This is a genomic window from Citrobacter sp. SX206 (assembly GCF_024181025.1).
GTDB classification, from domain to species: domain Bacteria; phylum Pseudomonadota; class Gammaproteobacteria; order Enterobacterales; family Enterobacteriaceae; genus Citrobacter; species Citrobacter youngae.
Genome location: NZ_CP049738.1, coordinates 3,364,358 through 3,390,310, shown reverse-complemented (window position 1 = coordinate 3,390,310; position 25,953 = coordinate 3,364,358). Strand labels below are relative to the sequence as shown.

At 50.8% G+C, this 25,953-nt stretch carries 29 protein-coding genes and 1 tRNA gene; 13 read left to right on the top strand and 17 right to left on the bottom strand.

Annotated elements, in window-relative coordinates:
- Positions 1-49: 49 nt before the first annotated feature.
- Both sfbB and G8S19_RS16520 read left to right on the top strand, forming a co-directional pair.
- Positions 50-1,066, top strand: coding sequence for a virulence-associated ABC transporter ATP-binding protein SfbB (sfbB, locus tag G8S19_RS16525; protein ID WP_219352310.1), 1,017 nt, complete (start codon positions 50-52; stop codon positions 1,064-1,066).
- Positions 1,059-1,718: a methionine ABC transporter permease gene (locus tag G8S19_RS16520; protein WP_048212383.1), complete on the top strand. Its 660-nt coding sequence runs from the start codon at positions 1,059-1,061 to the stop codon at positions 1,716-1,718. Before sfbB ends, G8S19_RS16520 begins: the two co-directional genes overlap by 8 nt.
- On the opposite strand, the gene mnmH is transcribed toward G8S19_RS16520, so the two are convergent.
- The 5 genes from mnmH to ppiB all read right to left on the bottom strand — a co-directional run bounded on the left by mnmH (position 1,719) and on the right by ppiB (position 5,811).
- The gene (gene mnmH, locus G8S19_RS16515; RefSeq protein WP_253685558.1) at positions 1,719-2,804 is read right to left on the bottom strand and encodes a tRNA 2-selenouridine(34) synthase MnmH; all 1,086 of its coding nucleotides are present in this window, start codon (positions 2,802-2,804) and stop codon (positions 1,719-1,721) included.
- A 96-nt stretch (positions 2,805-2,900) separates the two neighbouring features.
- Positions 2,901-3,968 carry a 5-(carboxyamino)imidazole ribonucleotide synthase gene (gene purK / locus G8S19_RS16510; protein ID WP_124021340.1) on the bottom strand — a complete coding sequence of 356 codons (1,068 nt, stop codon included), beginning with the start codon at positions 3,966-3,968 and terminating at the stop codon, positions 2,901-2,903.
- Entirely contained in the window at positions 3,965-4,474 is a 510-nt protein-coding gene (gene purE, locus G8S19_RS16505) for a 5-(carboxyamino)imidazole ribonucleotide mutase (RefSeq protein ID WP_005125240.1), read from the bottom strand. The genes purK and purE overlap by 4 nt, the downstream gene beginning before the upstream one ends.
- 117 nt (positions 4,475-4,591) lie before the next feature.
- The gene (gene lpxH, locus G8S19_RS16500; protein WP_253685556.1) at positions 4,592-5,314 is read right to left on the bottom strand and encodes a UDP-2,3-diacylglucosamine diphosphatase; all 723 of its coding nucleotides are present in this window, start codon (positions 5,312-5,314) and stop codon (positions 4,592-4,594) included.
- A gap of 2 nt (positions 5,315-5,316) precedes the next feature.
- Positions 5,317-5,811, bottom strand: coding sequence for a peptidylprolyl isomerase B (ppiB, locus tag G8S19_RS16495; protein WP_003021875.1), 495 nt, complete (start codon positions 5,809-5,811; stop codon positions 5,317-5,319).
- A 173-nt stretch (positions 5,812-5,984) separates the two neighbouring features.
- On the opposite strand from ppiB, the gene cysS reads away from it, so the two are divergent.
- The gene (cysS, locus tag G8S19_RS16490) at positions 5,985-7,370 is read left to right on the top strand and encodes a cysteine--tRNA ligase (RefSeq protein WP_048212379.1); all 1,386 of its coding nucleotides are present in this window, start codon (positions 5,985-5,987) and stop codon (positions 7,368-7,370) included.
- A gap of 91 nt (positions 7,371-7,461) precedes the next feature.
- Here cysS and G8S19_RS16485 read toward each other — a convergent pair whose 3' ends face one another.
- The 3 genes from G8S19_RS16485 to folD form a co-directional block, all read right to left on the bottom strand.
- Positions 7,462-7,986 carry a metal-dependent hydrolase gene (locus G8S19_RS16485; protein WP_124021339.1) on the bottom strand — a complete coding sequence of 175 codons (525 nt, stop codon included), beginning with the start codon at positions 7,984-7,986 and terminating at the stop codon, positions 7,462-7,464.
- A gap of 124 nt (positions 7,987-8,110) precedes the next feature.
- A complete protein-coding gene (gene ybcJ, locus G8S19_RS16480; RefSeq protein WP_048212377.1) occupies positions 8,111-8,323 on the bottom strand; it encodes a ribosome-associated protein YbcJ in 213 nt (70 codons plus the stop codon).
- A 1-nt stretch (position 8,324) separates the two neighbouring features.
- On the bottom strand, positions 8,325-9,191 hold the full coding sequence (gene folD, locus G8S19_RS16475; protein WP_005122057.1) for a bifunctional methylenetetrahydrofolate dehydrogenase/methenyltetrahydrofolate cyclohydrolase FolD: 867 nt from the start codon (positions 9,189-9,191) through the stop codon (positions 8,325-8,327).
- A gap of 574 nt (positions 9,192-9,765) precedes the next feature.
- On the opposite strand from folD, the gene fimA reads away from it, so the two are divergent.
- From fimA to sfmF, 6 genes are all read left to right on the top strand, one after another.
- Positions 9,766-10,320 carry a type 1 fimbrial major subunit FimA gene (gene fimA / locus G8S19_RS16470; protein WP_005122056.1) on the top strand — a complete coding sequence of 185 codons (555 nt, stop codon included), beginning with the start codon at positions 9,766-9,768 and terminating at the stop codon, positions 10,318-10,320.
- Positions 10,321-10,396: 76 nt separating this feature from the next.
- Positions 10,397-10,930: a type 1 fimbrial protein subunit FimI gene (gene fimI, locus G8S19_RS16465; protein ID WP_048212376.1), complete on the top strand. Its 534-nt coding sequence runs from the start codon at positions 10,397-10,399 to the stop codon at positions 10,928-10,930.
- Between the two features lie 41 nt (positions 10,931-10,971).
- A complete protein-coding gene (gene fimC / locus G8S19_RS16460; protein WP_005122054.1) occupies positions 10,972-11,664 on the top strand; it encodes a type 1 fimbria chaperone FimC in 693 nt (230 codons plus the stop codon).
- Positions 11,665-11,671: 7 nt separating this feature from the next.
- Positions 11,672-14,293 (top strand): fimbrial biogenesis usher protein, encoded by a 2,622-nt coding sequence (locus G8S19_RS16455; RefSeq protein ID WP_061067462.1) that lies wholly within the window; start codon positions 11,672-11,674, stop codon positions 14,291-14,293.
- Positions 14,294-14,297: 4 nt separating this feature from the next.
- A complete protein-coding gene (fimH, locus tag G8S19_RS16450) occupies positions 14,298-15,305 on the top strand; it encodes a type 1 fimbria D-mannose specific adhesin FimH (RefSeq protein ID WP_005122052.1) in 1,008 nt (335 codons plus the stop codon).
- Positions 15,306-15,315: 10 nt separating this feature from the next.
- On the top strand, positions 15,316-15,834 hold the full coding sequence (gene sfmF / locus G8S19_RS16445) for a fimbria assembly protein (RefSeq protein ID WP_048212618.1): 519 nt from the start codon (positions 15,316-15,318) through the stop codon (positions 15,832-15,834).
- 50 nt (positions 15,835-15,884) lie between these two features.
- On the opposite strand, the gene fimZ is transcribed toward sfmF, so the two are convergent.
- The 4 genes from fimZ to fimW all read right to left on the bottom strand — a co-directional run bounded on the left by fimZ (position 15,885) and on the right by fimW (position 19,342).
- Positions 15,885-16,517, bottom strand: a complete 633-nt coding sequence (fimZ, locus tag G8S19_RS16440; RefSeq protein ID WP_005122050.1) for a fimbria biosynthesis transcriptional regulator FimZ — start codon at positions 16,515-16,517, stop codon at positions 15,885-15,887.
- 589 nt (positions 16,518-17,106) lie between these two features.
- Positions 17,107-17,829: a fimbriae Y protein gene (locus G8S19_RS16435; RefSeq protein ID WP_115600804.1), complete on the bottom strand. Its 723-nt coding sequence runs from the start codon at positions 17,827-17,829 to the stop codon at positions 17,107-17,109.
- A gap of 23 nt (positions 17,830-17,852) precedes the next feature.
- Positions 17,853-18,581 carry an EAL domain-containing protein gene (locus G8S19_RS16430; RefSeq protein ID WP_075551397.1) on the bottom strand — a complete coding sequence of 243 codons (729 nt, stop codon included), beginning with the start codon at positions 18,579-18,581 and terminating at the stop codon, positions 17,853-17,855.
- 167 nt (positions 18,582-18,748) lie between these two features.
- The gene (gene fimW / locus G8S19_RS16425) at positions 18,749-19,342 is read right to left on the bottom strand and encodes a fimbria biosynthesis transcriptional regulator FimW (RefSeq protein ID WP_048212373.1); all 594 of its coding nucleotides are present in this window, start codon (positions 19,340-19,342) and stop codon (positions 18,749-18,751) included.
- A 36-nt stretch (positions 19,343-19,378) separates the two neighbouring features.
- Between fimW and G8S19_RS16420 the strand changes: the two genes are divergently transcribed.
- Both G8S19_RS16420 and G8S19_RS16415 read left to right on the top strand, forming a co-directional pair.
- Positions 19,379-19,558 (top strand): hypothetical protein, encoded by a 180-nt coding sequence (locus G8S19_RS16420; RefSeq protein ID WP_040232627.1) that lies wholly within the window; start codon positions 19,379-19,381, stop codon positions 19,556-19,558.
- 39 nt (positions 19,559-19,597) lie between these two features.
- Positions 19,598-19,674: transfer RNA gene (locus tag G8S19_RS16415), tRNA-Arg, on the top strand.
- A 148-nt stretch (positions 19,675-19,822) separates the two neighbouring features.
- Here G8S19_RS16415 and uspF read toward each other — a convergent pair.
- The 5 genes from uspF to cusR form a co-directional block, all read right to left on the bottom strand.
- Positions 19,823-20,251, bottom strand: a complete 429-nt coding sequence (gene uspF, locus G8S19_RS16410; protein ID WP_115600803.1) for a universal stress protein UspF — start codon at positions 20,249-20,251, stop codon at positions 19,823-19,825.
- Between the two features lie 145 nt (positions 20,252-20,396).
- Entirely contained in the window at positions 20,397-21,200 is an 804-nt protein-coding gene (locus G8S19_RS16405; protein WP_048212370.1) for an MBL fold metallo-hydrolase, read from the bottom strand.
- Positions 21,201-21,361: 161 nt separating this feature from the next.
- Positions 21,362-21,688, bottom strand: a complete 327-nt coding sequence (locus tag G8S19_RS16400; RefSeq protein ID WP_061067465.1) for a hypothetical protein — start codon at positions 21,686-21,688, stop codon at positions 21,362-21,364.
- A 143-nt stretch (positions 21,689-21,831) separates the two neighbouring features.
- A complete protein-coding gene (locus G8S19_RS16395; RefSeq protein WP_101742357.1) occupies positions 21,832-23,283 on the bottom strand; it encodes a Cu(+)/Ag(+) sensor histidine kinase in 1,452 nt (483 codons plus the stop codon).
- Positions 23,273-23,956 carry a copper response regulator transcription factor CusR gene (gene cusR / locus G8S19_RS16390; RefSeq protein ID WP_048212367.1) on the bottom strand — a complete coding sequence of 228 codons (684 nt, stop codon included), beginning with the start codon at positions 23,954-23,956 and terminating at the stop codon, positions 23,273-23,275. The genes G8S19_RS16395 and cusR overlap by 11 nt, the downstream gene beginning before the upstream one ends.
- A 182-nt stretch (positions 23,957-24,138) precedes the next feature.
- On the opposite strand from cusR, the gene G8S19_RS16385 reads away from it, so the two are divergent.
- The gene (locus G8S19_RS16385) at positions 24,139-25,521 is read left to right on the top strand and encodes an efflux transporter outer membrane subunit (RefSeq protein ID WP_048212366.1); all 1,383 of its coding nucleotides are present in this window, start codon (positions 24,139-24,141) and stop codon (positions 25,519-25,521) included.
- 32 nt (positions 25,522-25,553) lie between these two features.
- A complete protein-coding gene (gene cusF / locus G8S19_RS16380) occupies positions 25,554-25,901 on the top strand; it encodes a cation efflux system protein CusF (RefSeq protein ID WP_061067467.1) in 348 nt (115 codons plus the stop codon).
- Positions 25,902-25,953: the final 52 nt, after the last annotated feature.

The window sequence follows — 25,953 nt, the reverse complement described above, 5'->3', positions numbered from 1 at the left end:
GGTTAACAGGGGCAGCGACGACTGCCCTTTTCGCATTTCTGAGGTGGCTATGATTGAGATAGAAAAGGTTTGCGTGGACTTCGCCGCAGGCCGTGGAGCATCAACCCGGGCGGTTGATGACGTTAGCTTGCGCATTGGCGCAGGTGAGATATTTGGCATTGTCGGGACCAGTGGCGCGGGGAAAAGTACGCTGCTGCGCACCCTGAACGCCTTAACGCGACCGAGCCAGGGAAGCGTGAAGGTGAACGGCGTAGAAATTTCCGCACTGGAAGGCGCGCATCTACGTAAAGCCCGTCAGCGTATAGGGATGATTTTTCAACATTTTAATCTGATGCATACCCGTACCGTGGCGCAAAACGTCGCCTTTAGCCTGAAGGCTGCCGGATGGGAACGCAGTAAAATTGGCCCGCGCGTGAGCGAAATCCTGTCGCTGGTGGGGCTGTCAGACAAGGCGAACCGCTTTCCGGTTCAGCTCAGCGGTGGGCAAAAGCAGCGTGTGGGTATTGCCCGCGCAATTGCTAATCACCCGGATGTGTTGCTGTGTGATGAACCGACTTCCGCATTGGATCTGGAAACGTCAGCCACGATTCTGACGTTGCTTAAGCAGATCAACCAACAGTTGGGGATCACGATCGTGCTGATCACCCATGAGATGAACGTGATCAAATCCATTTGCGATCGCGTGGCGGTGATGTCCGGTGGCAAGGTAGTGGAGTCTGGTGAGGTGTTTGATGTTTTTGCTCACCCGCAGCACGCTTTCACTCAGCAACTGGTGTCGCATACTCTCAATCTGACGCTACCCGACCGTCTGCGCCAGCATCTGCCCGGTCAGTTGCTAAAAATTCTGTTCATCGGTGATTCGGCAGAACAGCCGGTGTTGTCAGACGTGGCGGTTAAATTTGGCGTGGCGGTGAACATTCTGCACGGCAAAATTGAATATATCGGCGAACGTGCGCTGGGGATTCTGGTGGTGCAACTGACCGCGCCGCATAACCCTTCTGCGGTGGATATCGCCGTGGAACATATTCGTCAACGTACTGCACAGGTGGAGGTGATTCGTGGATGATTTATTGCCTGATTTGACGCTGGCGTTTAATGAAACCTTCCAGATGCTGAGCATCTCTACGCTGTTGGCGATTATTGGCGGTCTGCCGCTCGGTTTTCTTATTTTCGTTACCGACCGGCATTTATTCTGGCAAAACCGTTTTGTGTATCTGCTCAGCTCCGTGCTGGTGAATATTATCCGTTCGGTGCCGTTTGTGATCCTGCTGGTTCTGTTGTTGCCGCTCACCCAGTTTTTGCTCGGCAATACCATTGGACCCATCGCGGCGTCGGTCCCACTTTCGGTAGCAGCAATTGCTTTCTATGCCCGTCTGGTTGATAGCGCGCTACGTGAAGTCGATAAAGGCATTATCGAGGCGGCGGAAGCCTTTGGCGCCAGCCCGATGCGCATCATCTGCACCGTTCTGTTACCGGAGGCGAGCGCGGGTCTGCTGCGTGGGTTGACGATAACGCTGGTGAGTTTGATCGGTTACTCCGCAATGGCTGGGATCGTTGGCGGCGGCGGGGTAGGCGACCTGGCGATTCGCTTTGGTTATTACCGCTACGAAACCCAGGTCATGGTAGTCACCGTGGTGGCGTTGATTATTCTGGTGCAGGTCGTTCAGGTGCTGGGCGACTGGTTGGCGAAACGCGCAGACAAGCGCGACAGACATTGATTACTGTACGCTAAGCCAGTCAGCCACCTCCTGCCATGAGCCGCGAAAGACAATTTTCGCGGCTTTCTTTTCCAGCTGATAGCGATACATCGGGTCGTAATATTCGTTGAGCAACGGCACCAGCCAGCCCATATGCGCGTCGGTACTGCCGTTGGCTTGTTGCTCTTGCAGGGCGACGTCGAGCAGTGCGGTCAGCTCGGCAAAACGCTGTAAACCCAGACGGCGGCGGATAGCAAACAGGCCGTGGTGCAGATACTCACAGTACTCCTGCCAGCCCTGACTCTCGCCATAAGCGTGGGTGAAATCGTGGTGCATGCGGACAAAATACTCTTCGCGCAGCCGCTCCAGGCGTAGCTCAAAAGGATCGTCCACCACCGCAATAGCGGCCTGGGTCATGCGCTCACGCAGACATTCGGGCAGATGATTGGCGCCGATCATGCGGCCTTCGTCTTCAAGTACCCACAGACGCAGATCCTGACGGCTGTCGGTTTTCAGCATTTCGACCGCCAGCAGGTTTTCGAAGCTTGCCTGGCTGAGCTGCGGTTCAACGGTGCGGCCAAAAGAGGAACCTCGATGGTGTGCCAGACCTTCAAGGTCAATGCCGTTCGGCTGCTGTTGCACCAACTGCGTTTTACCGTTCCCGGTACAGCCGCCAATTAAGACGATCGGTTTTTGCACCAGTTCTTCCGTCAGTTGAATTGCCGCCTGACGCAATGCTTTATAACCGCCTTGTATTAGCGGGTAGTCAGTACCGGACTCGTGCAACCATTGTTGCACAATGTGCGAACGCTGGCCGCCGCGCGCGCAACATAAGTAGCCCGCAGGATTTTGACGACAGGCATTAAGCCATGCCTTCAGGCGTTGCTGGCGAGTCTCGCCACAAACCAGTTGATGGCCAAGCGCGAGGGCGGCCTCAGGCCCCTGACGTTTATAACAGGTACCTACGGCGGCACGTTCGTCATCGTTCATTAAGGGAAGGTTTATTGCGCCCGGCATTGCGCCCTGCTGAAATTCGACGGGGGCGCGTACATCGATTAAAGGCGTACCGGCGAGCAGAATCGCGCGATAGTCCGTTCCATCGTTCATGTTCAGTCCTGAAAATACAAAACAGCAATGGAGGAGATTTTACGCGCCAGAAGAGGGGCCGGGGAAGGATAAAATCAACTCCCCGGCATTAATGGCTTATTTCAGCTTTGACTGCGCCCAGATAATGCCGCTGGCATATTCCGGCGGCAGCAGGGGGATAAGCGCCTCCAGCGTCGCGCTAAGACGTGCAGTATCGCTGTCGCTCAGGTTCAGATGACCCACCTTACGACCTTCACGCACTTCTTTGTCATACCAGTGCAGGTGTACCAGCGGCAGCTTCAGCCAGTCGTAGTTCAGGTCGCTACCAATCAGGTTTACCATCACCGAAGGATTATTCACCACCGGCGTCGGTAATGGCAGGCTGGTAATGGCGCGCAGGTGCAGCTCAAACTGGCTGATGCTGGCGCCGTTTTGCGTCCAGTGCCCGCTGTTGTGCACGCGAGGCGCCAGTTCGTTGATCAACAGACCTTCCGGGGTGATGAAACACTCCATCGCCATCACGCCGACATACCCCAGTTCCTGCATGATGGCAGAGAGCATCGCTTCGGCCTGTTCTTGTTGTCTGGCGTTAGCCTGCGGGAAGACCACGCTGGTGCGCAGAATACCGTCCTGGTGCAGGTTATGGGTCAGCGGATAGAAGACGGTGCTGCCGTCGTGCGCACGAGCGCCTACCAGTGACACTTCACCAGAGAAATTGATTCCCTGCTCGACAATACACTCGCCGTAGCAATCATCCGGCAGTTGTTCGGTTTCATTGGCGCGTAAACGCCACTGTCCACGACCGTCGTAGCCGCCGACGCGACGCTTGACGATAGCCAGCGCACCCAGTTTGTCGAATACCGCAGGCCACTCGCTTTTATCCGCCAACAGTTGCCACGGCGCAGTTGCCAGGCCGAGCTTGTCGAAAAGCTGCTTTTGCGTGAGACGGTCGGCAATAATCGGGAAAACGTCGCGGTTAACAAACGCCGGGTGGCGCGCCAGTTCGCGGGTTAACGCGGTTTCCGGCCAGCGCTCGATCTCAGCGGTAATGACGCTTTGCTGAAAGGGGACGGCGGCGGGCTCTGCATCCAGTCCGACGGGCCAGACCGAAATGCCCAGCGGCTCGCCGGCCTGACGCAACATGCGCCCTAACTGACCGTTACCGAGTACGCAGACCTGCTTCATGCCGCACCTCGCGGGTCCGGGTTCTCCAGTACCTCATCGGTTTGCGCTTTGCGCCAGTCGCTCAGACGCTGATGTAATGCTTTGTCGTGTGTTGCCAGAATTTGTGCTGCCAGCAGGGCCGCATTTGCCGCACCCGCTTTGCCGATCGCCAGTGTTCCAACGGGAATGCCGCGCGGCATTTGAACAATGGAGTAGAGGCTATCTACGCCGCTCAACGCTGCGCTTTGCACCGGAACGCCTAACACGGGGACCAGCGTTTTCGCTGCAATCATGCCCGGCAGATGCGCTGCGCCGCCAGCACCGGCAATAATCACCTGATAACCGTTTTCTTCAGCGCTTTCGGCGAAGCTGAACAGTTTATCAGGGGTACGGTGAGCGGAGACGACTTCAACATGATGCGGAACGTCCAGCATTTCGAAGATTTCGGCGGCGAACTGCATGGTAGCCCAGTCGCTTTTGGACCCCATCACGATGGCGACACGCGCCGGATTATTGCGGGAAGACATGCGTCTAAAAACTCCTGTGGGTGTGCTTCACACTGCTTTAGAGGCGAGAGAGAATAGCACGTTTTAAAAACAAGGAAAACGATTGCGTTGCGTGTATGCAGACGTTTTCAGCCGTGATTAAAACGGAAAAGCGATCAGTTCAACGTCGTCAGGTGTGACTTTAATCATCGAACCTTCGGTGTGCCAGGCACCTAACACCACGCGGAAAGCGGGTTGCTCATTGGCCGTGAGTTCGTGGACAGCAGGACGGTGTGTATGTCCGTGAATTAACCACTGGACCTGATGTTTCTCCATTTCGGCAATGACGGCCTGTGGATTCACATCCATGATCTCCAGCGATTTACTGCTGTTGGCGGCAAGGCTTCCGGCGCGCATCTTCGCGGCAATACGTTGGCGAATAAATAACGGCAGGGAGAGAAACAATTTTTGTAGCCAGGGCTGATGAACCTTAGCCCGAAACGCCTGGTAGCCTGCGTCGTCGGTGCACAAGGTGTCGCCATGCATGATCAGTACCTTGCGACCATACAGGTTGAGCACTTTTTCCTGAGGTAACAGGGTCATGCCGCTCTCACGGGCAAAACGCTCGCCGATCAGAAAATCACGATTGCCATGAATGAAAAAGCAGGGAACACCGGAATCCGTCAGCGCTTTTATCGCTGCGGCCATTTCACGATGTAGGGGATTGGGATCGTCATCGCCTATCCAGGCCTCAAACAGATCGCCAAGAATGTACAGCGCATCGGCCTTTCGTGCATCGCCGGCTAAAAAACGCAGAAAACCGGCGGTGATCGCCGGTTCTTCCGTGCAGAGATGAAGATCTGCAATAAACAGTGTTGTCACGATTACTCGCTGACGGTCACGTTTTCGATGATAACGTCTTCTTTTGGTACGTCCTGATGCATACCGCTGCGACCGGTGGAAACGCCTTTGATTTTATCAACGACATCCATACCTTCGACAACTTCAGCGAACACACAGTAACCCCAGCCCTGCATGCTTTCGCCGGAGAAGTTCAGGAAGTCGTTGTCGGCAACGTTGATGAAAAACTGAGCAGTCGCGGAGTGCGGAGCCTGAGTACGCGCCATTGCCAGCGTTCCACGGGTGTTTTTCAGACCGTTGTTGGCTTCGTTTTTGATAGCCTCTTTCGTGGCTTTTTGCTTCATGCCCGGCTCAAAACCGCCGCCCTGGATCATGAAACCATTAATAACACGGTGGAAAATGGTGTTGTTGTAAAAACCTTCGCGGCAGTAGTCCAGGAAGTTTTTAACTGTTTCAGGCGCTTTATCATCAAACGTTTTGATTACGATATCGCCGTGATTAGTGTGGAAAGTAACCATTTTTGCATCCTGTTCCGATAGAGTGGTGCTTCGACCCTGGTCAGGGTCACATGATAGGGGCTTGTTATAGCATAACCGCAAGGTTCGATCACCTTGCAAAGTGTGCTGCTTCGGGGCCAATTTATAGGTATTATAGGGCTTTGTTATCCACACACGTCTACACGGAATCTTCGATGTTAAAAATCTTTAATACACTGACGCGCCAAAAAGAGGAATTCAAACCCATTCATGCCGGGGAAGTCGGCATGTACGTGTGTGGCATCACCGTTTACGATCTCTGTCATATTGGACACGGGCGTACCTTTGTTTCTTTCGACGTTGTTGCCCGTTATCTGCGTTTCCTCGGCTACAAGCTGAAGTATGTGCGCAACATTACCGATATCGACGACAAAATCATTAAGCGCGCGAATGAAAATGGCGAGAGCTTTGTGGCGCTGGTTGATCGCATGATTGCGGAAATGCACAACGATTTCGATGCGCTGAATATTCTGCGCCCGGATCTTGAACCGCGCGCGACGCACCATATCGCCGAGATTATCGAAATCACCGAACAGCTGATTGCCAAAGGTCACGCTTACGTTGCTGATAACGGTGACGTGATGTTTGACGTGCCGACTGACCCGAACTACGGTCAGCTGTCCCGCCAGGATCTGGATCAACTGCAGGCGGGTGCGCGTGTTGACGTGGTTGATGTGAAGCGCAACCCGATGGACTTTGTGCTGTGGAAGATGTCCAAAGAGGGTGAGCCGAGCTGGCCATCTCCATGGGGTGCAGGTCGTCCTGGCTGGCACATTGAATGTTCTGCGATGAACTGCAAACAGCTGGGTAATCATTTCGATATTCACGGCGGCGGCTCCGACCTGATGTTCCCGCACCATGAAAACGAAATTGCTCAGTCCACCTGTGCGCATGACGGTGAATACGTTAATTACTGGATGCACTCCGGGATGGTGATGGTTGACCGTGAGAAAATGTCCAAATCGCTGGGCAACTTCTTTACCGTGCGCGACGTGCTGAAATACTACGACGCCGAAACCATTCGTTACTTCCTGATGTCCGGCCATTATCGCAGCCAGTTGAACTACAGCGAAGAGAACCTGAAACAGGCACGCTCTGCGCTGGAGCGTCTGTACACCGCGCTGCGCGGCACTGACAAGTCCGTTGCTCCAGCCGGTGGCGAAGCCTTTGAAGCGCGCTTCATTGAAGCGATGGATGACGACTTCAACACGCCGGAAGCCTACTCCGTGCTGTTTGATATGGCGCGTGAGGTTAACCGTCTGAAGGGCGAAGATATGGCGGCAGCTAACGCTATGGCTGCGCATCTGCGTAAGCTGTCCGGCGTGCTGGGCCTGCTGGAACAGGAGCCAGAAGCCTTCCTGCAAAGCGGTGCGCAGGCGGATGATGGTGAAGTTGCTGAAATTGAAGCGTTAATCCAACAACGTCTGGATGCCCGTAAGGCGAAAGACTGGGCGGCAGCTGACGCCGCGCGCGATCGTCTCAACGAGATGGGCATCGTGCTGGAAGACGGTCCGCAGGGCACCACCTGGCGTCGTAAGTAAATCTCTATATTGCCGGATGGCGGCTAGTGCCTTATCCGGCCTACGATGGAATGATCGGTAGGCCTGATAAGCGTAGCGCCATCAGGCACTATTAATGACGTCTGTACCACCACAACACACCCATCATGACGGCTCCTGGCAGCCATACCCATATTAGCTCCGAAAGAATAACCTGATGCCCGTACGGCGTGGCGTAGCGCGATAGCGCAAACGGTGCGACCTTAATGACCTGCCACGGTGCGAAGAAGCGTTCATCTGACCACGGCCACAGCCAGCCAACGCCTTTTCCCCCGGTAGTGACAGAATCCAGCAGGCTGTGCGACAGCAGTGAAACCGTCAGGAATAACCAGCAGCGAATCAATCCCGCCTTAAACCATCGTCGGCCAATCAAAACACAGAGTAGTGGCACGATAAAGGCGAACAGCAGCGAGTGGGTAAAACCACGGTGACCAAATACGTTGCCGTAGGCGATGCCAAGCTTAAACGACAGCACGTCGGCATCCGGCAACATAGCCAGAATGACGCCAGTAAACAGTAAGCGCGGGGGGATGACTTTAAGTCCGAGACCTAACCCTAAGCAGAGTGGCACGGCCGCGTGGGTAACAATTGTTGGCATGATGATCGCTTCGTGTGGAAAAACGACATGCTAACAATTCACTGTGAAGTGGTGATGAAGTGATTATCTGAAAATGAGAGAGGAAGTGGCCGGACAGGGGGTTAGCCTCATCCGGCACCGGGGATCACGCCACGACGGTAATACTTTGGCCTTCAAAGCTTACGGTCTGTCCGGCAACGATTTTGCAGCGCTTACGCGTTTCTACTACACCATCGACCTTCACCAACCCTTCGCCAATGGCGATTTTTGCCTGGGCGCCACTTTCGCTCCAGCCTTCCAGCTTCAGCAGATCGCAGAGTTCAACATGTGGGTGTTTACCCAGTGAAAATGTGGCCATCTTAAACGTCCTTTACATCATGATATTCAACACACGCCTGCAGCGTGTTTTCGATAAGCGTGGCGACGGTCATAGGGCCAACGCCGCCCGGCACTGGCGTGATATATGACGCGCGTGCGGCAGCATCTTCAAAGACCACATCGCCAACAACCTTACCATTCTCCAGACGGTTGATGCCGACATCAATCACAATCGCACCTTCTTTAATCCACTCACCGGGAATAAAGCCTGGTTTACCGACGGCGACGATCAGCAGGTCAGCATGCTCAACGTGGCGACGCAGATCTTTGGTGAACCGGTGGGTAACGGTGGTGGTGCAGCCAGCCAGCAGCAGTTCCATGCTCATCGGGCGACCAACAATATTGGAGGCGCCAATCACCACGGCGTTCAGGCCATACGTGTCGATGTTGTAGCGTTCAAGCAGGGTCACGATACCGCGTGGGGTACATGGACGCAGGCGCGGCGCGCGTTGGCACAGGCGACCGACGTTATACGGGTGGAAACCGTCAACGTCTTTATCCGGTGCAATACGCTCCAGCACTTTGACGTTGTCGATACCCGCCGGCAACGGCAGTTGTACCAGGATACCATCGATGGTGGCATCTGCATTGAGCGTATCGATCAGCTCAAGAAGTTCCGCCTCGCTGGTGGTTTCAGGCAGGTCCCAGGAGCGGGAGACAAAACCCACTTCGTCACAAGCTTTGCGTTTACTTGCCACGTAAATCTGCGAAGCCGGGTTGCTACCTACCAGCACAACAGCCAGTCCTGGGGCGCGTAATCCAGCCGCTAAACGCGCCTGAACTTTTTGAGCAACCTCAGAGCGCACCTGCTGCGCAATCGTTTTACCGTCAATAATCTTTGCTGCCATCAGAGAGAGGATTCCGTCTGTTACGTTAAGTCGAAGGGGATGTCACTATTTTGTCAGAAGCGGGGCGTGCTGTCAGTTTTCGTTTGCGTTTTTACGTGCGGTGGAGTGTTTCGCATAGCCCGTGAGCGCGGCAACAGGTGTTGGACGTTGGTACGTAATTCATAAGCATGCTAACGAAACTTAACCTAAATGAAACAACTCATCACCCTGCTATTTTCATGGGTAATATCTCAGAAACCAGACTGTTACGTCTTGTTATGGCCGTTTTTGCCTCATTTCCATCCGGAATTTTCTTAGAGTCCAATAAGAATAAGCCAGGGTCATTAAAAGGAATTGCAGGTATTTTTCATTAATTGAAATGTTTAATTTATCCCGGTGACGAATTGTCATATTCGTGAAGATTAATTAGTGAATCAAATACTCAGGAGAGTGGGTGTACACGTTTCGCTAATTCTCTCTCGATATATATCTTTACAGGATGCAGAGATAATTTGCCTGACATTTAATGTCGATAATGATTCAAACGGATCCCGCAGGACGCTGGAGCCGGATGTGTGTAATTCAAGGGAAATCCATGAAACGTAAATTAATGACCTCTTCTGTTTTTGCCAGCATGATGTTAATGGCGGGCGCAGCGGTGGCGGCAGATCCGGTAAGCGTGAGCGGCGGTACGGTTCACTTTGAAGGTGAACTGGTCAATGCAGCCTGTGCAGTGAGCACTCAGTCAGCCGACCAGGTTGTCACATTAGGCCAATATCGTACCGCCAGCTTCACCGCAGTCGGTGACACCACGGCGCAAATTCCGTTTTCCATCGTGCTGAACGACTGTGACCCGAAAGTTGCTGCGACTGCTGCTGTTGCTTTCTCGGGCCAGACGGACCTCACCAACAACAGCCTGTTGGCTCTCTCCTCTTCGGATAACAGCACCACAGCGGGCGGCGTAGGGATCGAAATCCTGGACAACACCTCTACCGCACTGAAGCCAGATGGCGCGACCTTCTCAACCGCTCAGGCGCTGGTGGAAGGCACCAACACCCTGCGTTTCTCCGCGCGTTATAAAGCCACAGCAACCAGCGCCACGCCGGGTCAGGCAAATGCGGATGCGACCTTCATCATGAAGTACGAATAAGCCGTTTGATTCTTGCAGGGAAGACTACCGCCTCATGGGATGAGGCACTATCCGGGGATGATGAAGGATGTGGCAGATGATAGGGAAAGGCGTAGCGCTGGCGGGAATGGTCTGCGTAATGCCGGCGTTTGCTCACACCGTGATACTGGAAAGTGGCCGTCTTCATTTACGTGGGCAACTGGTTAATGGTGCCTGTACGGTTGCCACAGACAGCCAGAGCTTACGGGTGCAGATGGGGCAGTACCGCACTAACGCGTTTTCCGGGACGGGAAGCTTTGCTTCTACCAGCGTACCGTTTTCGCTGCGACTAACGTCGTGCAGTGCTGATGTTTATGACCATGTGGGGATTGCCTTTGCGGGCGTTACGCCAGCCGAAGATCCACAGGTCTTTCTTGCCAGCGGCGATGCGTCTGCGGTTTCGGGTATTGGTCTGGCGTTGTTTGATGAGCGACAGCGACAAATAATTCCGAATGCGCTGCCGCTTCATTATGCCCCGATTTTAACGCAAGAGATGACGTTTCATTTCACTGCTCGCTATCGGGCTGTCTCGGAATATATAACGCCGGGAACGCTTCGTTCAGATGTGTGGTTTACGTTGGTGTATCCCTGATTTATTTCCTAACGATAATCACGCCAAAGGTATTTGTAGCTATGTTTAATTATCTAAAATCAGGCTTTATCATTTTACTGGCCTTATTTTCTGCCACCAGTGTGCAGGCATCTGGTGGAATTGCATTAGGTGCAACTCGCGTTATTTATCCTGCCGAGGCTAAACAAACGTCCCTCGCCATTAGTAATAGTGATACCAAAGAACGTTTCCTGATTAATTCATGGATAGAGAACAGCGCAGGCGTCAAAGATAAATCGTTTGTGGTCACACCGCCGCTGTTTGTCAGTGAACCTAAAAGTGAAAACACGCTGCGTATCATCTACGCGGGCGAGCCGCTGCCCAAAGACCGTGAATCGCTGTTCTGGATGAATGTGAAGGCTATTCCGTCGGTCAATAAAAATAGCCTTGAGGGGAAAAACGTTCTGCAACTGGCGATTTTGTCGCGCATCAAACTCTTTGTCCGCCCAAATAATCTGCCACAAATCGCGGAAGATGCGCCAGGCATGCTGCAGTTTTCCCGTACCGGCAACCACCTGAAAATAACCAACCCGTCAGCGTATTACGTCACGCTGGTCAATCTCAATGTCGGAAATACGAAGATTGATAACGTTATGGTTGCGCCAAAAAATGACACGCAGGTCCTGTTGCCGACTGGCGTTCAGGGAAACGTTACGTTCCAGACGGTGAACGATTATGGCGCAGTCACCACCGCTAAAACGGTTAGCGTGCGTTGAGAAAACGATGAATAAGACAACGTATTTTCCTGGCCTGTTACCGGGGGTTACGCCACCGCTGGCAGGGGTGGCGTTGTCCACGCTGGCCGCGCTCTTTCCCTCCTTCAGCCAGGGTGAAAGCTATTTCAATCCGGCGTTTTTATCTGCCGATACCGCTACTGTGGCGGATTTGTCTCGTTTCGAAAAAGGGAATCACCAGCCTGAAGGCGTTTATCGTGTGGATATTTGGCGCAATGATGAGTTTGTGGCCACCCAGGATATTCGTTTCGCCACCAGCGCGGGGAAAGCCGGAGAAAAATCCGGCGGGCTGATGCCGTGCTTTGATCTCGACTGGGTTAAACGCCTTGGCGTCAATATCACTGCGTTTCCGGCACTCAGTCAGGATGCGAACAATACCTGTATTAATTTGCCAGAGGCGATTCCTGGTAGCGAAATTGCCTTCGATTTTTCTACACTGCGTTTAAATGTCAGCCTGCCGCAAGCCTCAATGTTGAACAGTGCGCGTGGCTATATTCCGCCAGAGGAGTGGGATGAAGGTATTCCGGCGGCGCTGGTTAACTACAGCTTTACCGGCAGTCGCGGCAGCGATACCGACAGCTATTTCTTAAGCATGTTAAGCGGCCTGAACTATGGCCCATGGCGGCTGAGGAATAACGGTGCATGGAACTACTCGAAAGGTGACGGCTACCATTCGCAAAGCTGGAAAAATATTGGCACATGGCTTCAGCGCGCGATTATTCCGCTGAAGGGTGAGCTGGTGATGGGGGACAGTAACACTGGCAACGACGTTTTTGACAGTATCGGTTTTCGTGGTGCTCGTCTCTATTCGTCCGACAGCATGTATCCCGACAGCTTACAGGGCTATGCGCCAACCGTCCGTGGGATTGCGCGTACCGCAGCGAAACTGACTATTCGCCAGAATGGCTACGTGATTTATCAAAGTTATGTTTCGCCAGGCGCTTTTTCGATAACCGATCTTAACCCCACCTCGTCGAGTGGTGACCTGGACGTAACGGTTGATGAGAAGGACGGCAGTCAACAGCGCTATACGGTGCCGTATTCCACGGTACCTCTGCTCCAGCGTGAAGGACGTTTCAAATATGATGTTGTCGCCGGGGATTTTCGCAGCGGTAATAGCCAGCAGTCTTCGCCATTCTTTTTCCAGGGAACGTTAATTGCCGGGTTACCAGAAGGTTACACCGCGTATGGCGGCACGCAGTTAGCTTCACGCTACACCGCACTGGTGCTAGGTACTGGCCGCAACCTGGGAGACTGGGGAGCTGTCTCTGTCGATTTAACGCATGCCCGGAGCCAACTGGCGGATGACAGTACGCATCAGGGGCAATCGCTGCGTTTTCTGTATGCAAAATCACTGAACAACTTCGGTACCAACTTCCAGCTGTTGGGGTACCGCTATTCGACGCGCGGGTTTTATACCCTCGATGATGTGGCGTATCGCAGTATGGAAGGTTACGAGTACGAATATGACAGCGAAGGGAATCGCCACGATGTTCCACAGGTGAAGAGCTACCACAATCTGAGCTACAGCAAAAAGGGACGTTTTCAGATCAACATTTCGCAGAACCTTGGCGATTACGGATCACTCTATGTATCGGGTAGCCAGCAAACGTACTGGAACACCTCAGATACCAATACCTGGTACCAGCTGGGGTATGCCAGCGGTTGGCAGGGGATTAGCTATTCACTCTCCTGGTCATGGAATGAATCGGTCGGGATCTCTGATACCGACCGCATCCTGGCCTTCAATGTGTCTGTACCGTTCAGTCTGCTGACCGGGCGGCGCTACTCGCGTGATAACGCACTCGATCGCACCTACGCCACTTTCAATGCGAACCGTAACAGCAATGGACAAAACAGCTGGCAAAGCGGTATTGGCGGCACGCTGTTAGATGGACGCAATCTCAGCTACAGCGTTAATCAGGGACACAGCAGCTCCAACGGATACAGCGGGAGCGCTAACGCGAACTGGCAGGCGGCCTATGGCACGCTGGGCGTGGGTTACAACTATGACCGTGACCAGCATGACTATAACTGGCAACTCTCCGGTGGCGTCATCGGACATGCGGACGGCATTACGCTCAGCCAACCACTGGGCGATACCAACGTACTGATAAAAGCACCTGGGGCCCAGGGGGTGCGGATAGAAAACCAGACCGGCGTGCAGACCGACTGGCGTGGCTACGCGGTCATGCCGTATGCCACCGTTTATCGTTACAACCGCGTCGCGCTGGATACCAATTCAATGAATAACAACACCGATGTGGAAAATAACGTTAGCAGCGTCGTGCCCACGCAGGGGGCACTGGTACGTGCGGCGTTTGATACACGCATTGGCGTGCGGGCGCTTATCACGGTTAACCGGGATGGAAAACCGGTGCCATTTGGGTCGGTGGTTCGCGAAACCACGAGCGGCGTCACCAGCATGGTCGGTGAGGATGGACAAATTTATCTGAGTGGTCTGCCGCTCAAAGGCAACTTGTTGATCCAATGGGGTGAAGGCGCAAACGCACGCTGTGAAGCGCACTATACCTTGCCTGAAGAGAGCCTGAAACAGGCTGTAACGCTCACCAACGTGATGTGCCAACGACCGTCGGCACGACAGGGATAATATGATGAAACGACAAACCGGTTTGCTACTGGGAAGCGCTTTACTGCTTATAGCTAATACGTCATGGGCGACGGTCTGCCATAACTCGAACGGAACGCCAACGGACGTTTATTACGATCTGTCGAATGTGTTTAACAGCAGCAATAACCAACCGGGCCAGGTAGTGACATTGCCTGAAAAGTCAGGCTGGGTTGGGGTGAATGCAACCTGCCCGGCAGGGACGACGGTGAATTACACCTACCGAAGTTATGTGACAGAACTCCCCGTGCAAAGTACGGAAAATAACTTTCAGTATCTGAAACTCAATGATTACCTGTTGGGGGCCATGAGTATTACCGATAGCTACGCGGGGTTGTTTTATCCTCCACGTAATTATATCCGCATGGGGAATCACCCAAACGTTTCCAAACAGCAGCCTTTTGGTGTGATGGATTCGAAGCTGGTGTTTAAATTAAAAGTGATTCGTTCATTTATCAACATGGTGCCGATCCCGCGACAGACGATGTTCAGCGTCTATGTCACTACCAGTACGGGAGATGCGCTGAGTACGCCAGTTTACACCATAAGCTACAGCGGCAAGGTGGAAGTTCCACAAAACTGCGAGGTGAATGCCGGGCAAATCGTGGAGTTTGATTTTGGCGATATTGGTGCCTCGCTGTTCAGCAAGGCGGGAGCCGGTAACCGGCCCGAAGGTATCAATACGCAAACGAAAACGGTCGCCATAAAATGTACAAATGTTGCCGCGCAAGCTTATCTGACCATGCGGGTCGAGGCCGAAAAAGCGTCCGGGCAAATGATGATATCGGACAACCCGGATTTAGGTTTTATCGTGGCCGACAGCAGCGGTAAACCGCTGACACCCAACAATCTGTCCAGCACCATTCCCTTTCAGTTGGATGATAACGCTGCCGCGCGGGTTGGCATTAGAGCATGGCCAGTCAGCGTGACGGGCAATAAACCAGCGGAAGGGCCTTTCACCGCCCGTGGCTATCTGCGAGTTGATTATGAATAAGCAGAAAACAATGAGACGCCGTGCACTTTTCGTATTGATATCAGCAGTGTCAGCCAGTTCACTATGCCAGGCGGATACCTCGCTGGGTGAGATTAATATCGAACTGCACGGTAATATTGTGGACTTTACCTGTGCGGTTATTGCCAGTGACAATAATAAGTTGGTTGAACTAGGCACCTGGCCAACAAAACAATTAAAGACCACCGGGGATACGACCCAACCGGTTCCCTTCACGTTGAAACTTGAAGGCTGCCCGCCGGGGTCGGCCTCGATAACCTTTTCCGGCACGCCGGCAGCGGGTACCACGTTGTTGGCGCTGGACGATGCCGTGATGGCACAAAAGGTCGCGATTGAATTGCACGATAGCGACCGTACGCGATTACCGCTTGAACAAGCCAGCCAGACAGTAAGCATTGATGAAAATGGCAACGCTATGCTGACTTTTTTTGCCAACTATATTGCGCTGGCAGATGGCGTTCAACCGGGGATCGCGAAAGCAGATGCTACGTTTATGATTAACTACAATTGACATCATGCGCTGATAACGCACTCCCGAACGACGCCTCGCCGGGAGTGCGATCACATTAATTCATGCATCTTTGCATAATCAATTAGCTCAACAATGGTATGTAGTCCGAGCTTGGAATAGATGTTAGCTTTGTGAGCGCTGATTGTTTTATTACTCAATAAAAGTTGCTCAGCAATTTCTTTATTAGATAACCCATTCGCCAGATAACGTAAAACCGTTACCTCGCGGTTCGATAACGGCATGTCATTCAGCACACCTTTACGTATATTAATATTATTAATAAAGTTAAGCGTGTCTGAAGGGAAAAATGAATATCCTGATAAAATCATTTTCACCGCGTTATAGATATCATTGAGATCCTTTCGTTTGCTGACGAAGCCATTGGCACCGGCACGGATCGCCCGTCCGGCATAAAATGATTCAGACTTTGAGGATAGAAACAGTACCCGAGTTTTTTCCTGCAGAGATTTTATTCTCTTGAGTAATGTAAACCCATCGGAGCCAGGTAGTTCAATATCCAGAATGACCAGATCGACTGGATAAGTCCGTAGATGATCTATTGCTGCGCGGCTGTCATCGGTTTCCAGAACAACCTGAATATTACTATTCTTTTCGAGCAGTACTTCTATCGACATTCTGACAATAGGGTGTTCGTCCATAATGATAACGGATGCTGGTTTCATTGTTGTATGCCTCAAACTGTTTGTGTATCTTGCGATTTTGATAAAACATCAGGCGTTATAATATTGTCAAATAGCCAAGGATTGCTCTGGAAGAAGAACCGAATAAATATTATGTCATCCTTGTTTATTCGGTTGTTCTACGTCAGAACAATGAGTTTGTGGAATATCCATTTCACACCAGGGAAAACTTACAATTAATCAGAAAACAGTGAGGATTATACCTGCTCTGCACTTTCGGAAAAGGCTTACAGCACGTAAGTTCATAATGTCTGTTAGGATATCCTGAAAGATCAGGGCATGGTAATGACTATTGATATTAATCTCCTGCTGTTTGAATTATGGCAGATTGAAAAAATTTTTTAAATAGTAAAAACGACACAATGGACTAATTGTTTAGGTTTTGTTAAGGCGGCGAGGCAATTCTTTTTTGTCGAAATGTACTGAATCTGTCAGCTAAAGCAGGATACCTGCGCGACATATAATACCAGGAATAGTTGTAAATATTAAATGTTTGTAAAAATCACATTCGTTTTCTCAGTTGAAAATAAGTAATTTCCTATAAATTCTTATATCACAGAGGGTTAGGGTGTTAAATTAAATGGGGATAGGTAACGCTGAGGCGATGTATCAGATGCAAAAAACGCTGACGATGTGGCAACCCCAGCAGCGTGATCAGCTGGTTCAGGCGATAGATAACGCGGTGATAGGGTTGAGCCTGCAGCAGAGCAATCTTCTTTAACGATTTACCTTGTGACAGTAATGAGATCATCTCCCAGTCAGCCTGATTTATGTGCCCGGAGTGAATATGGTCTGGCGGCATAGATAATAAAGCATGGCGCATCTCCGGGAGGCGCTGACGGCGCGACAGGATATAGAATGGCCCAGCCATCGCAATAAAGTGCCTGAGCGCTTCGTGGCGACTGGGAAGTAATATGAAAATTTGAATATTATCCTGTTCTTTAATGAGTCGGCGAAGATATTCCAGAACATCGAAATATGAGCTTGATGCACCATCCATATCAACCACTAACTGACTCGCTTCAGACTCTTTCAACAGTGGCAGGGCCGATTCAATCGTCTGGAAGATGGCCGTGTGTGTACCAGAAAATAAATAGCGATTTAACGTATAGCCGAGATAGTTGTCTGTTGTGATAATCGCTTGAGATATTGTGTCGCCCGGTAATGTGTAATCAAGTTTTTGAGCCAGATACTCAATTCTGTCAAATTCCTGCGGCGCACAGTGATCATATTGCCAGGTACAGTGGGCGTTTCGTAAACGGCGATGCCGTTCCCGGCGTTTTACACTGCGCATCCTTCCTTTTTCCCTGTCCGTATCTATTGCGCCTGCTCTGGATAAATGGCTGGCCACAAATATCCCTGACCCAAATTTGCGCCAGCGCGCAGGGCAATTTCCTGCTGTTTTTGCGTTTCAATTCCTTCAACTACCACCAGGCTGGCGATTGCGCGCCCCATCTGAATAACCTGGCGGAGTTTTTCCGGCACATGACTGAGTGTCCAGAACGTATTTTTATCTAACTTCACCCCTGACAAATGCCAGTTGGCTGCGGTGAATGTGCCAAGCAGTTCCTCATTGACGTCATCCAGCCATATTGGGATACCATGGTCTTCAAGATGTTGAATTACGCCGTAGACGATCGCCCGCTGTGGTGTACTTAAAGAATAAAACGTATTTGGATCTTGTATTTCGATAATCAAGCTGGACGGAGAGGGCGTAATCAGGGAATGGAATAGCGGCCAACTCAGAAAGGCTTGCATCGGTAAATTCAGTGAGTAGCGCAATCCCTGTTGGTAGCACTTAATTTTGTCAATTTGCTGATAAAACAGATGCTGTCGATGCTGAACCGACAGTTGGTGAAAATATTTTTCACTGTTTATATTGGCGGGAAGATGTGTGAGGACCTCACAACCGTATCTCAACGCGGTAGACAAATCGACAATGGGCTCGAATTTAAGTGCGAATTGCAGGGGTTCTGCATCGCTGTTTTTAGCGGTAAAGACCGAGTACTCAGATTTATCATTCCATAATAGCAGGCTCGGTGCCACGATATCCCCCCTGGCGTCAGAGCAAATATTACCGAGTGTGTCTATTTGTTTCCCCGGAAATAATATACATAGGGTATTCTGGCAGCATGCGATTAGGTACAGTAGGTGCCGATACTTAATTGATGATGAGACATTTCTCAATAAAATGCCCGACCGCAAGATTCACTCTACTGTTGCAGAAAACTCAGGTGCGCCCTGATATACCTTAAAAATTGCTGATCATTTTTCACATCCAGCTTTTTCATAATACGGCGGCGAGTTGCTCTGGCCTGGATATCGCTGATGGAGAGAAGATGTGCTGTTTCAGCGAGCGTGTTACCGCTGGCAAGTAGCATTAAAAACTGGCGTTCCTCCACTGAAAAGTGGCGGGTGGTACAGTAATGGCAGATGGTTGCAGGCACACTGTGGCGGAGCGCGCGTTTTTGCAGAATCAGGATCAATTTTTGGGTTATCGCTTCAACATTATCTTCGCGATAGATCAGCGGCAGCATATACAGGCAGGGACGAAACATCAGCTTATCTTTATCGCCTCCGTTGCAGATGATAACCCGATGCTGGCGTCTGGTGTGGACGGGAACCTGATAACATCCTGCGCTGAGCCAATCGTCATCCAGTGAAATAAAGGCGATGTCTGCGCGATCGATATCTTCGGTAGGTAAAAAGCAGATGTCCTGATGCCACTCATTTGCCAGGCGGGAGATGATGATTTTCAGCCCATGTTCGAAATGACTATTTTCTTCCTTGATAGCGATACTTAACATTGACGAGGTCCTGAACAGCAGGGAAGGGGTTGGGGAATGTTAAGCAAAATCATTAATTTTCTAAATACTTGTAACCTTAAATCCCGCATTATGCTGGCTGAGTTATTACCAGGTGATTTCCTGGAACCCCATGAACGACCAGAAAAAAACAACATTCGTACACTTCGTCAGCAACCGGAACAAAAGGCATTGACTCAGCAGGCGCTGACCGTATAATTCACGCGTTTCATCTGCATGAAGTCATCACTTCTCTATGCGCCCTTAGCTCAGTTGGATAGAGCAACGGCCTTCTAAGCCGTAGGTCGTAGGTTCGAATCCTACAGGGCGTACCATTTCGATAAAATATCCTCCCGGCAAAGTTTTATTCCAGTAGGCATAACGTCTACATCAGCGGCTCTGAATTTAACTTTTTCTGCAGCGTTTTGGGGATATAAAAACGGGAGCCTGATCGCTCCCGTTTTCCTGTTTTTCTAACCAATATCACCGCACAACAAGTACGGGGCATTTGGCATGACGTACTACGGCAGCGGCGGTTGACCCCAACAGATAGGTGCTGAAACCCGGTTTATGGGATGCAATGACGATCAATTCGGCGTCCACGGCATCTGCCAGTTTAAGGATCTGATCTTTCGGTGGGCCATAAACCACATGGGTCTGCGTTCTGCCGGCGGGGATATTGAATTGCGTAACAATGTCGTCGAGCTTTTCGGTGGCTTTCGCCTGTATACCACTTCTGTCCGGGAACTCGTTGGAGTAGGCAAGCCCGAGTGATGCGTAGAACGGAACGGTAGGAATGACCGCTAAAAAATGGACCTTAGCGGTTTTTGCATGCGCTTCAACCTGCGGAATAACATGGCGAGTTAAATCGGCTTCAGAGATATCAATGGGCACCAGAATAGAGCGATACATATTCACTACCTCCTGTTTGTTTACCTCTGTCCTGAGTGTAGCGAACTTTATTTCTGTATAATAAGTGACCAGATCAAGATTGTGCGCGCATTTTGATATTCATGAATGTTATGTGATGAAGATACAACAACCACAATGGTGATTATTATTCGGCCAGCACAATAACATCTCCTGTCGCGGGGGCTTCTTGTCCTGGTAACCACAAACGTCCCCACGCGCCGGTGCAGTGGCAGCCGAGAAGTTTTTCTGGCTGCTGTTGTTTAATAAATCGTCGGGTTTGCCATAACGTATAGGGCGATGCGCAGCGTAAATGGAAGCCGCCGACCAGGGCATGAATTTTGCTGATGCCCGTTATTTGCTGGCAGTGAGCGACGATATTGGCGATGCCCCGGTGTCCGCAGCCGGTAATGATGACTAATCCACGGTCTGACTTGTAGATCAATACCCCTTCGTCAGTGATGTAGTCGCGTTGGGGAGGATTCTCATTGATGACACCGTAGGCCTGCGGTGCGGATACGGATATTTCTCCTGACCACAGAAAGCGTTCGCTAAGGGGCAAAGGCTCACGGGAGTACGCCATCTGCAGACGAGAGTAATCATTATCGCGCGATAATTTCTTGATTTTACGGGTATATCCTGCAAGCGTGAACGCAGCGTAACGTTCGCAGGCAATGTGTGGATGACAGATGATGCGGCTGTTATCGGGAAGCCACGGGACGCCGCCACAGTGATCATAGTGACCATGTGAGAGCACGACAGCGGTTAACTGAGACAAGTCTACGCCCATTAATGCGGCATTGTGCCTAAAACTGTCATCAGGCCCGGTATCAAATAATATCGTGGTGGTTTCATCCTGAACTAACAGACTTAATCCAGGTTTTGCCCGTAGGACTTTTTCTGCACCGCGGGCGCGCCTGTTTTCAAGTAACACCGTAAGGGTTAAAGCCATGCCTGACTCCAGCGTTAAAGCAGCATACTGTAACGCACAGAATGTAAGAGCGCTGTGATCTCAGCGCTCTTTGGGACGGTTAAAATTGACACTAACCACGGGAAAGCGCGCAGGCTATGTTGCTATCCAGGCCCGCACGCGTGTCTTGGTGGAGAGATGGATTACCCTTGCGTTGCTGCCTGTTCGCGATGTTTTTTCGCCTGCAGCTCATGTGAATATGAATGACTGTTATTCATTGACTGATGAACGACCATCGCTTTTTCATGTTCATTCATTTGCGAAAAAGACGGTGCACTAGCCCGCGTGGATTGGCTATTCTGCACCTGTGCTTTATGTGTTTGTGCCATTTGCTGATGAGCAGGTGTATCGCTGTTATTCATCATCTCGTGAGCCATAGCTGCCTGCTGATGCGTTGTGGATGTTTCTGCCGCATTAACGCCAGCTGAGATAAAAAAGGCGATAGCTAAAAAGGAAGATATCTTATTCATCATATTTCTCCAGTGTCGGTTTACAGGAGAATTATAATAATCAGGGGCTGTCAGTGAGGTGACAGGATTATGACGATGATGTCAGAGAATAATAATATTAATATCAGGTTTAATCGATGGCGCATTAGCGCCACCAATAATTATTAAGCGGCATATTTGGGTAATGTCAGAATAAAGCGGGTAGCGCGAGCGTCGGATGTCACGGAGACTTTTCCCTGGTGGGCAATCACAATCGATTTCACTATCGCCAGGCCAATACCGCTACCTTCGCCTTTACGCTGTCGTGAGGGATCGACGCGATAAAACCGGTCAAAGAGTCGTGGCAGATGTTCCGCGGCTATTGGCGTACCAGGATTTTCCACAATAATATGCACGAGATCATCAGCCTCTTTCACTCGCACGGTGACAGATTCGCCTTTGGGCGTATAGCGCATTGCGTTAGAGAGCAGGTTGCTCATTGCCCGGCGTAACATTAACGGGTCGCCAGAAACCCGGCATGCCCGACCTTCAAAGCGCAGGCTGACTTCGCGTTCTTCCGCCCAGGCTTCGAAAAAGTCGAACACTTTACTGACCTCATCCGCAAGATTCAGCGCTGTTTTTTCCGGGATCAACTGATTATTGTCTGCCTGTGCCAAAAACAACATATCACTCACCATCTTCGACATACGCCCAAACTCTTCGAGATTAGAGTAGAGCACATCTTCCAGCTCTTTCGTGCTGCGGGGATGGCTGAGGGCAATTTCTGTTTGCGTGACCAGGTTGGTGATTGGCGTGCGGATTTCGTGAGCAATATCAGCAGAAAAATTGGACTGACGTTTAAACACATCTTCGATTCGTTCGATCATATGATTAAATGACTCGACCAGTTGCTCAAGCTCAATCGGCACGGCCTGCGGGTCCAGGCGAACATCGAGATCTTTAGAGGTGATATTTTGGATGCGCCGACTGACATTACGGATCGGTTCATGACCTTTATAGACGGCGAACAGCACAATAAAAACAATCATCATGCTAATTAACGATGCTGTCATGATCAGTTTGTTTTTCAGATCGTTAATATAGTGCAGATGAAAATCAATCGATAACGCCATAAACAACGTATAGGCCGGTTTTCCGTCTGGCAACTGCCCAATGGGTAAACGAATCATTCGCCAGTTGGAGGATGCGTTTTTCCCGTGCGCATGTTCTGATGTTTGCAGCGTTGGGCCGGAAATTAAAAAGACATTACGGGTATGTGCATTTTTATCCGGCGTTGCCGTGGCGATAAACTGACGAAGATCCGGCGCATTAGGTGAATGGAAAATGGCCCTCTGATTGGCATCTTCCAGAGAAATAATGACGTTAGAATAACCCGAAACTACGTTTTTTAGTGTTTCCAGCCGACGCGATTCCGGTTCGTTCGGGTGGTTAATAATACGCTCCAGCGTCGCGCTGATCTCTTTTAAATCATTGATATCCTGCTCTGCGAAATGGACTTTCACCGAGTGGATCATTATCCATGCGAAAGCGAAAAATGAGGCGATAGTCGCCAGACTGATAAAAAAGGTTAACCGTGTTGCCAGCGAAAAAGGGCGCTGTAATCGTTTAGTTGCCATCCGGCACCTCAAGCATGTACCCCACGCCACGCACGGTCTGAATCAGTTTCGGCTCAAAGTCATTATCGATTTTGGCCCGCAGACGCTTCACGGCGACATCAATCGCATTGGTGTCGCTGTCAAAATTCATATCCCAAACCTGAGAGGCAATCAGCGAACGCGGCAACACTTCTCCCTGATGACGCAGGAAAAATTCAAGCAGCGTAAACTCTTTACTGGTCAGGGTGATGCGTGTGCCGTTGCGTGTGACCTTTCTGCTGACCAGATCGACCATTAAATCCGCGACCTGAAACTGACTTTCGACAATGACCGCGGCTCCCCGTCGCAGCAGCGTTCTGACCCGCGCCAGCAATTCTGCAAAGGCAAACGGTTTAACCAAATAATCATCAGCCCCCAGCTCCAGACCTTTGACCCGATGCTCAATGGTACCCAGTGCGGTGAGTAGCAGAATGGGCATGCCTTTATTGGCGGTGCGCAGCATCCGCACGATATCCCAGCCGTTTACATCGGGCAGCATGATGTCGAGAATGAGCAGGTCATAATCACCGGTCATTGCCAGGTGATATCCGTTCAGACCGTTGTCCGCCAAATCCACAACAAAACCCGCTTCCGTCAGGCCTTTCGTCAGGTATTCGCCGGTTTTTTTTTCATCTTCGACAATCAAAATCTTCATGACATTCTCCATCACGCACTGGCTGTGCGGATTTTCAATTCTAGAGAAGGCGGATCGGATAGCAATCGGTTATTGGGAAAATGACAGTTTTGTCATTTTCCTGTCACCGCTTAAACAGAGTCATTCAGGTATAAATTCACACATCTTTTATGGTTATCAGTCCGGTCTGGACGAGAAGAACTATGTACAAATTTAAGCTTCTTACCCTCAGCGCTATTTTTGTTCTGGCTGGCTGCTCGTTGGCTCCGGACTATCAACGTCCGGCATTGCCGGTTCCGCAGCAATTCTCCTTAAGTCAGCACACGCTGGTTTCGGCCCCGACGGGATATCAGGATACGGGCTGGCGTAACTTTTTTGTTGACTCCCAGGTGAAGGCGTTGATTGGTGAGGCGCTGGTCAATAATCGTGATTTACGCATGGCGGTACTGAAGGTTCAGGAAGCGAAAGCGCAATACGGTGTGACGGATGCCGATCGTTACCCACAGCTTAACGCTGGCTCCAGCGGTACCTATAGCGGGAAATTAAAAGGCGATAGCAGCACTAACCGGGAATTTGAAGCGGGACTGAATCTCAGTTTCGATCTGGATTTCTTTGGACGACTGAAAAATATGAGTGAAGCCGATCGGCAGAATTTTTTCGCCAGTGAAGAAGCACGTCGAATGGTGCATATCTCATTAATTTCTAACGTGGCGCAAAGTTATTTCAACCAGCGTCTGGCTTATGCGCAACTGCAAATTGCCGAAGAAACGTTGCAAAACTACCAGCGCTCTTATGCGTTTGTCGAGAAACAGTTGATGACCGGCAGTACGAACGTGCTGGCACTGGAGCAGGCTCGCGGCGTGATTGAAAGCACACGCAGCGATATTGCCAAACGTCAAGGCGAACTGGCGCAGGCGAACAACGCACTGCAACTATTACTGGGGACGTACGGGAAATTACCGGACGACCGCGTGCGCAGTCGCGGTGATATAAAACCCGTGACACTGCCCCCCGCACTCCCATCGCAAATATTATTGCAGCGCCCGGATATTATGGAGGCCGAACATGGATTGCTGGCGGCGAACGCCAATATTGGCGCTGCACGAGCCGCATTTTTCCCATCGATTACGCTGACCAGCTCTGTATCCAGCAGCAGTGGCGATCTCTCCAGCCTCTTTAATGCGGCCAGCGGCATGTGGAATTTTGTCCCGAAAATAGACATTCCGATCTTTAACGCTGGACGTAATCAGTCAAATCTCGATTTAGCAGAAATCCGCCAGCAGCAATCGGTGGTGAATTACGAGCAAAAAATTCAGAACGCATTTAAAGAAGTTGCGGATGCACTGGTGTTGCGTCAAAGCCTTGCCGATCAAATTACCGGACAACAGCGTTATCTGGACTCATTACAAATCACGCTGCAACGCGCTCGTGCACTCTATCAACATGGTGCGGTTAGTTATATCGAAGTACTGGACGCCGAGCGTTCTTTATTCACTACACAGCAATCGTTGCTCGACCTTAACTATGCCCAACAGGTTAATGAAATTAAGCTGTTTGCTGCCTTAGGCGGTGGCTGGGTTGAATGATCCTTAATCTTAAATTCTCAGGAGTATATTGCATGAAAACTACCGCTAAAGCCGCTTTGTTTACTGTGTTATCTGTAGTCATGTTTAACGCTCAGGCCAATGAACATCAGCATGGCGAGATGATGAATATGGCGCCTGCGGCCCAGCAGGAGCAAGTGATTAGTGCGACAGGCGTGATTGAATCTATTGATATGGATAGCAAAAAAGTCACGATTAAACATGAACCTATTCCCGCAGTGAACTGGCCGGCAATGACGATGCGTTTCACGCTGGTATCTGATACCAGGGCCGACGATATTCAGCCAGGCGATAAAGTTGCATTTACGTTTGTTCAGCAGGGAAATCTCTCTGTCTTACGCGATATTCACATCAGTAAATAACGGATCTCGCTGGTCTCTTTTATTCTTGCCCGGGTTTTCCTGGACACGGGCG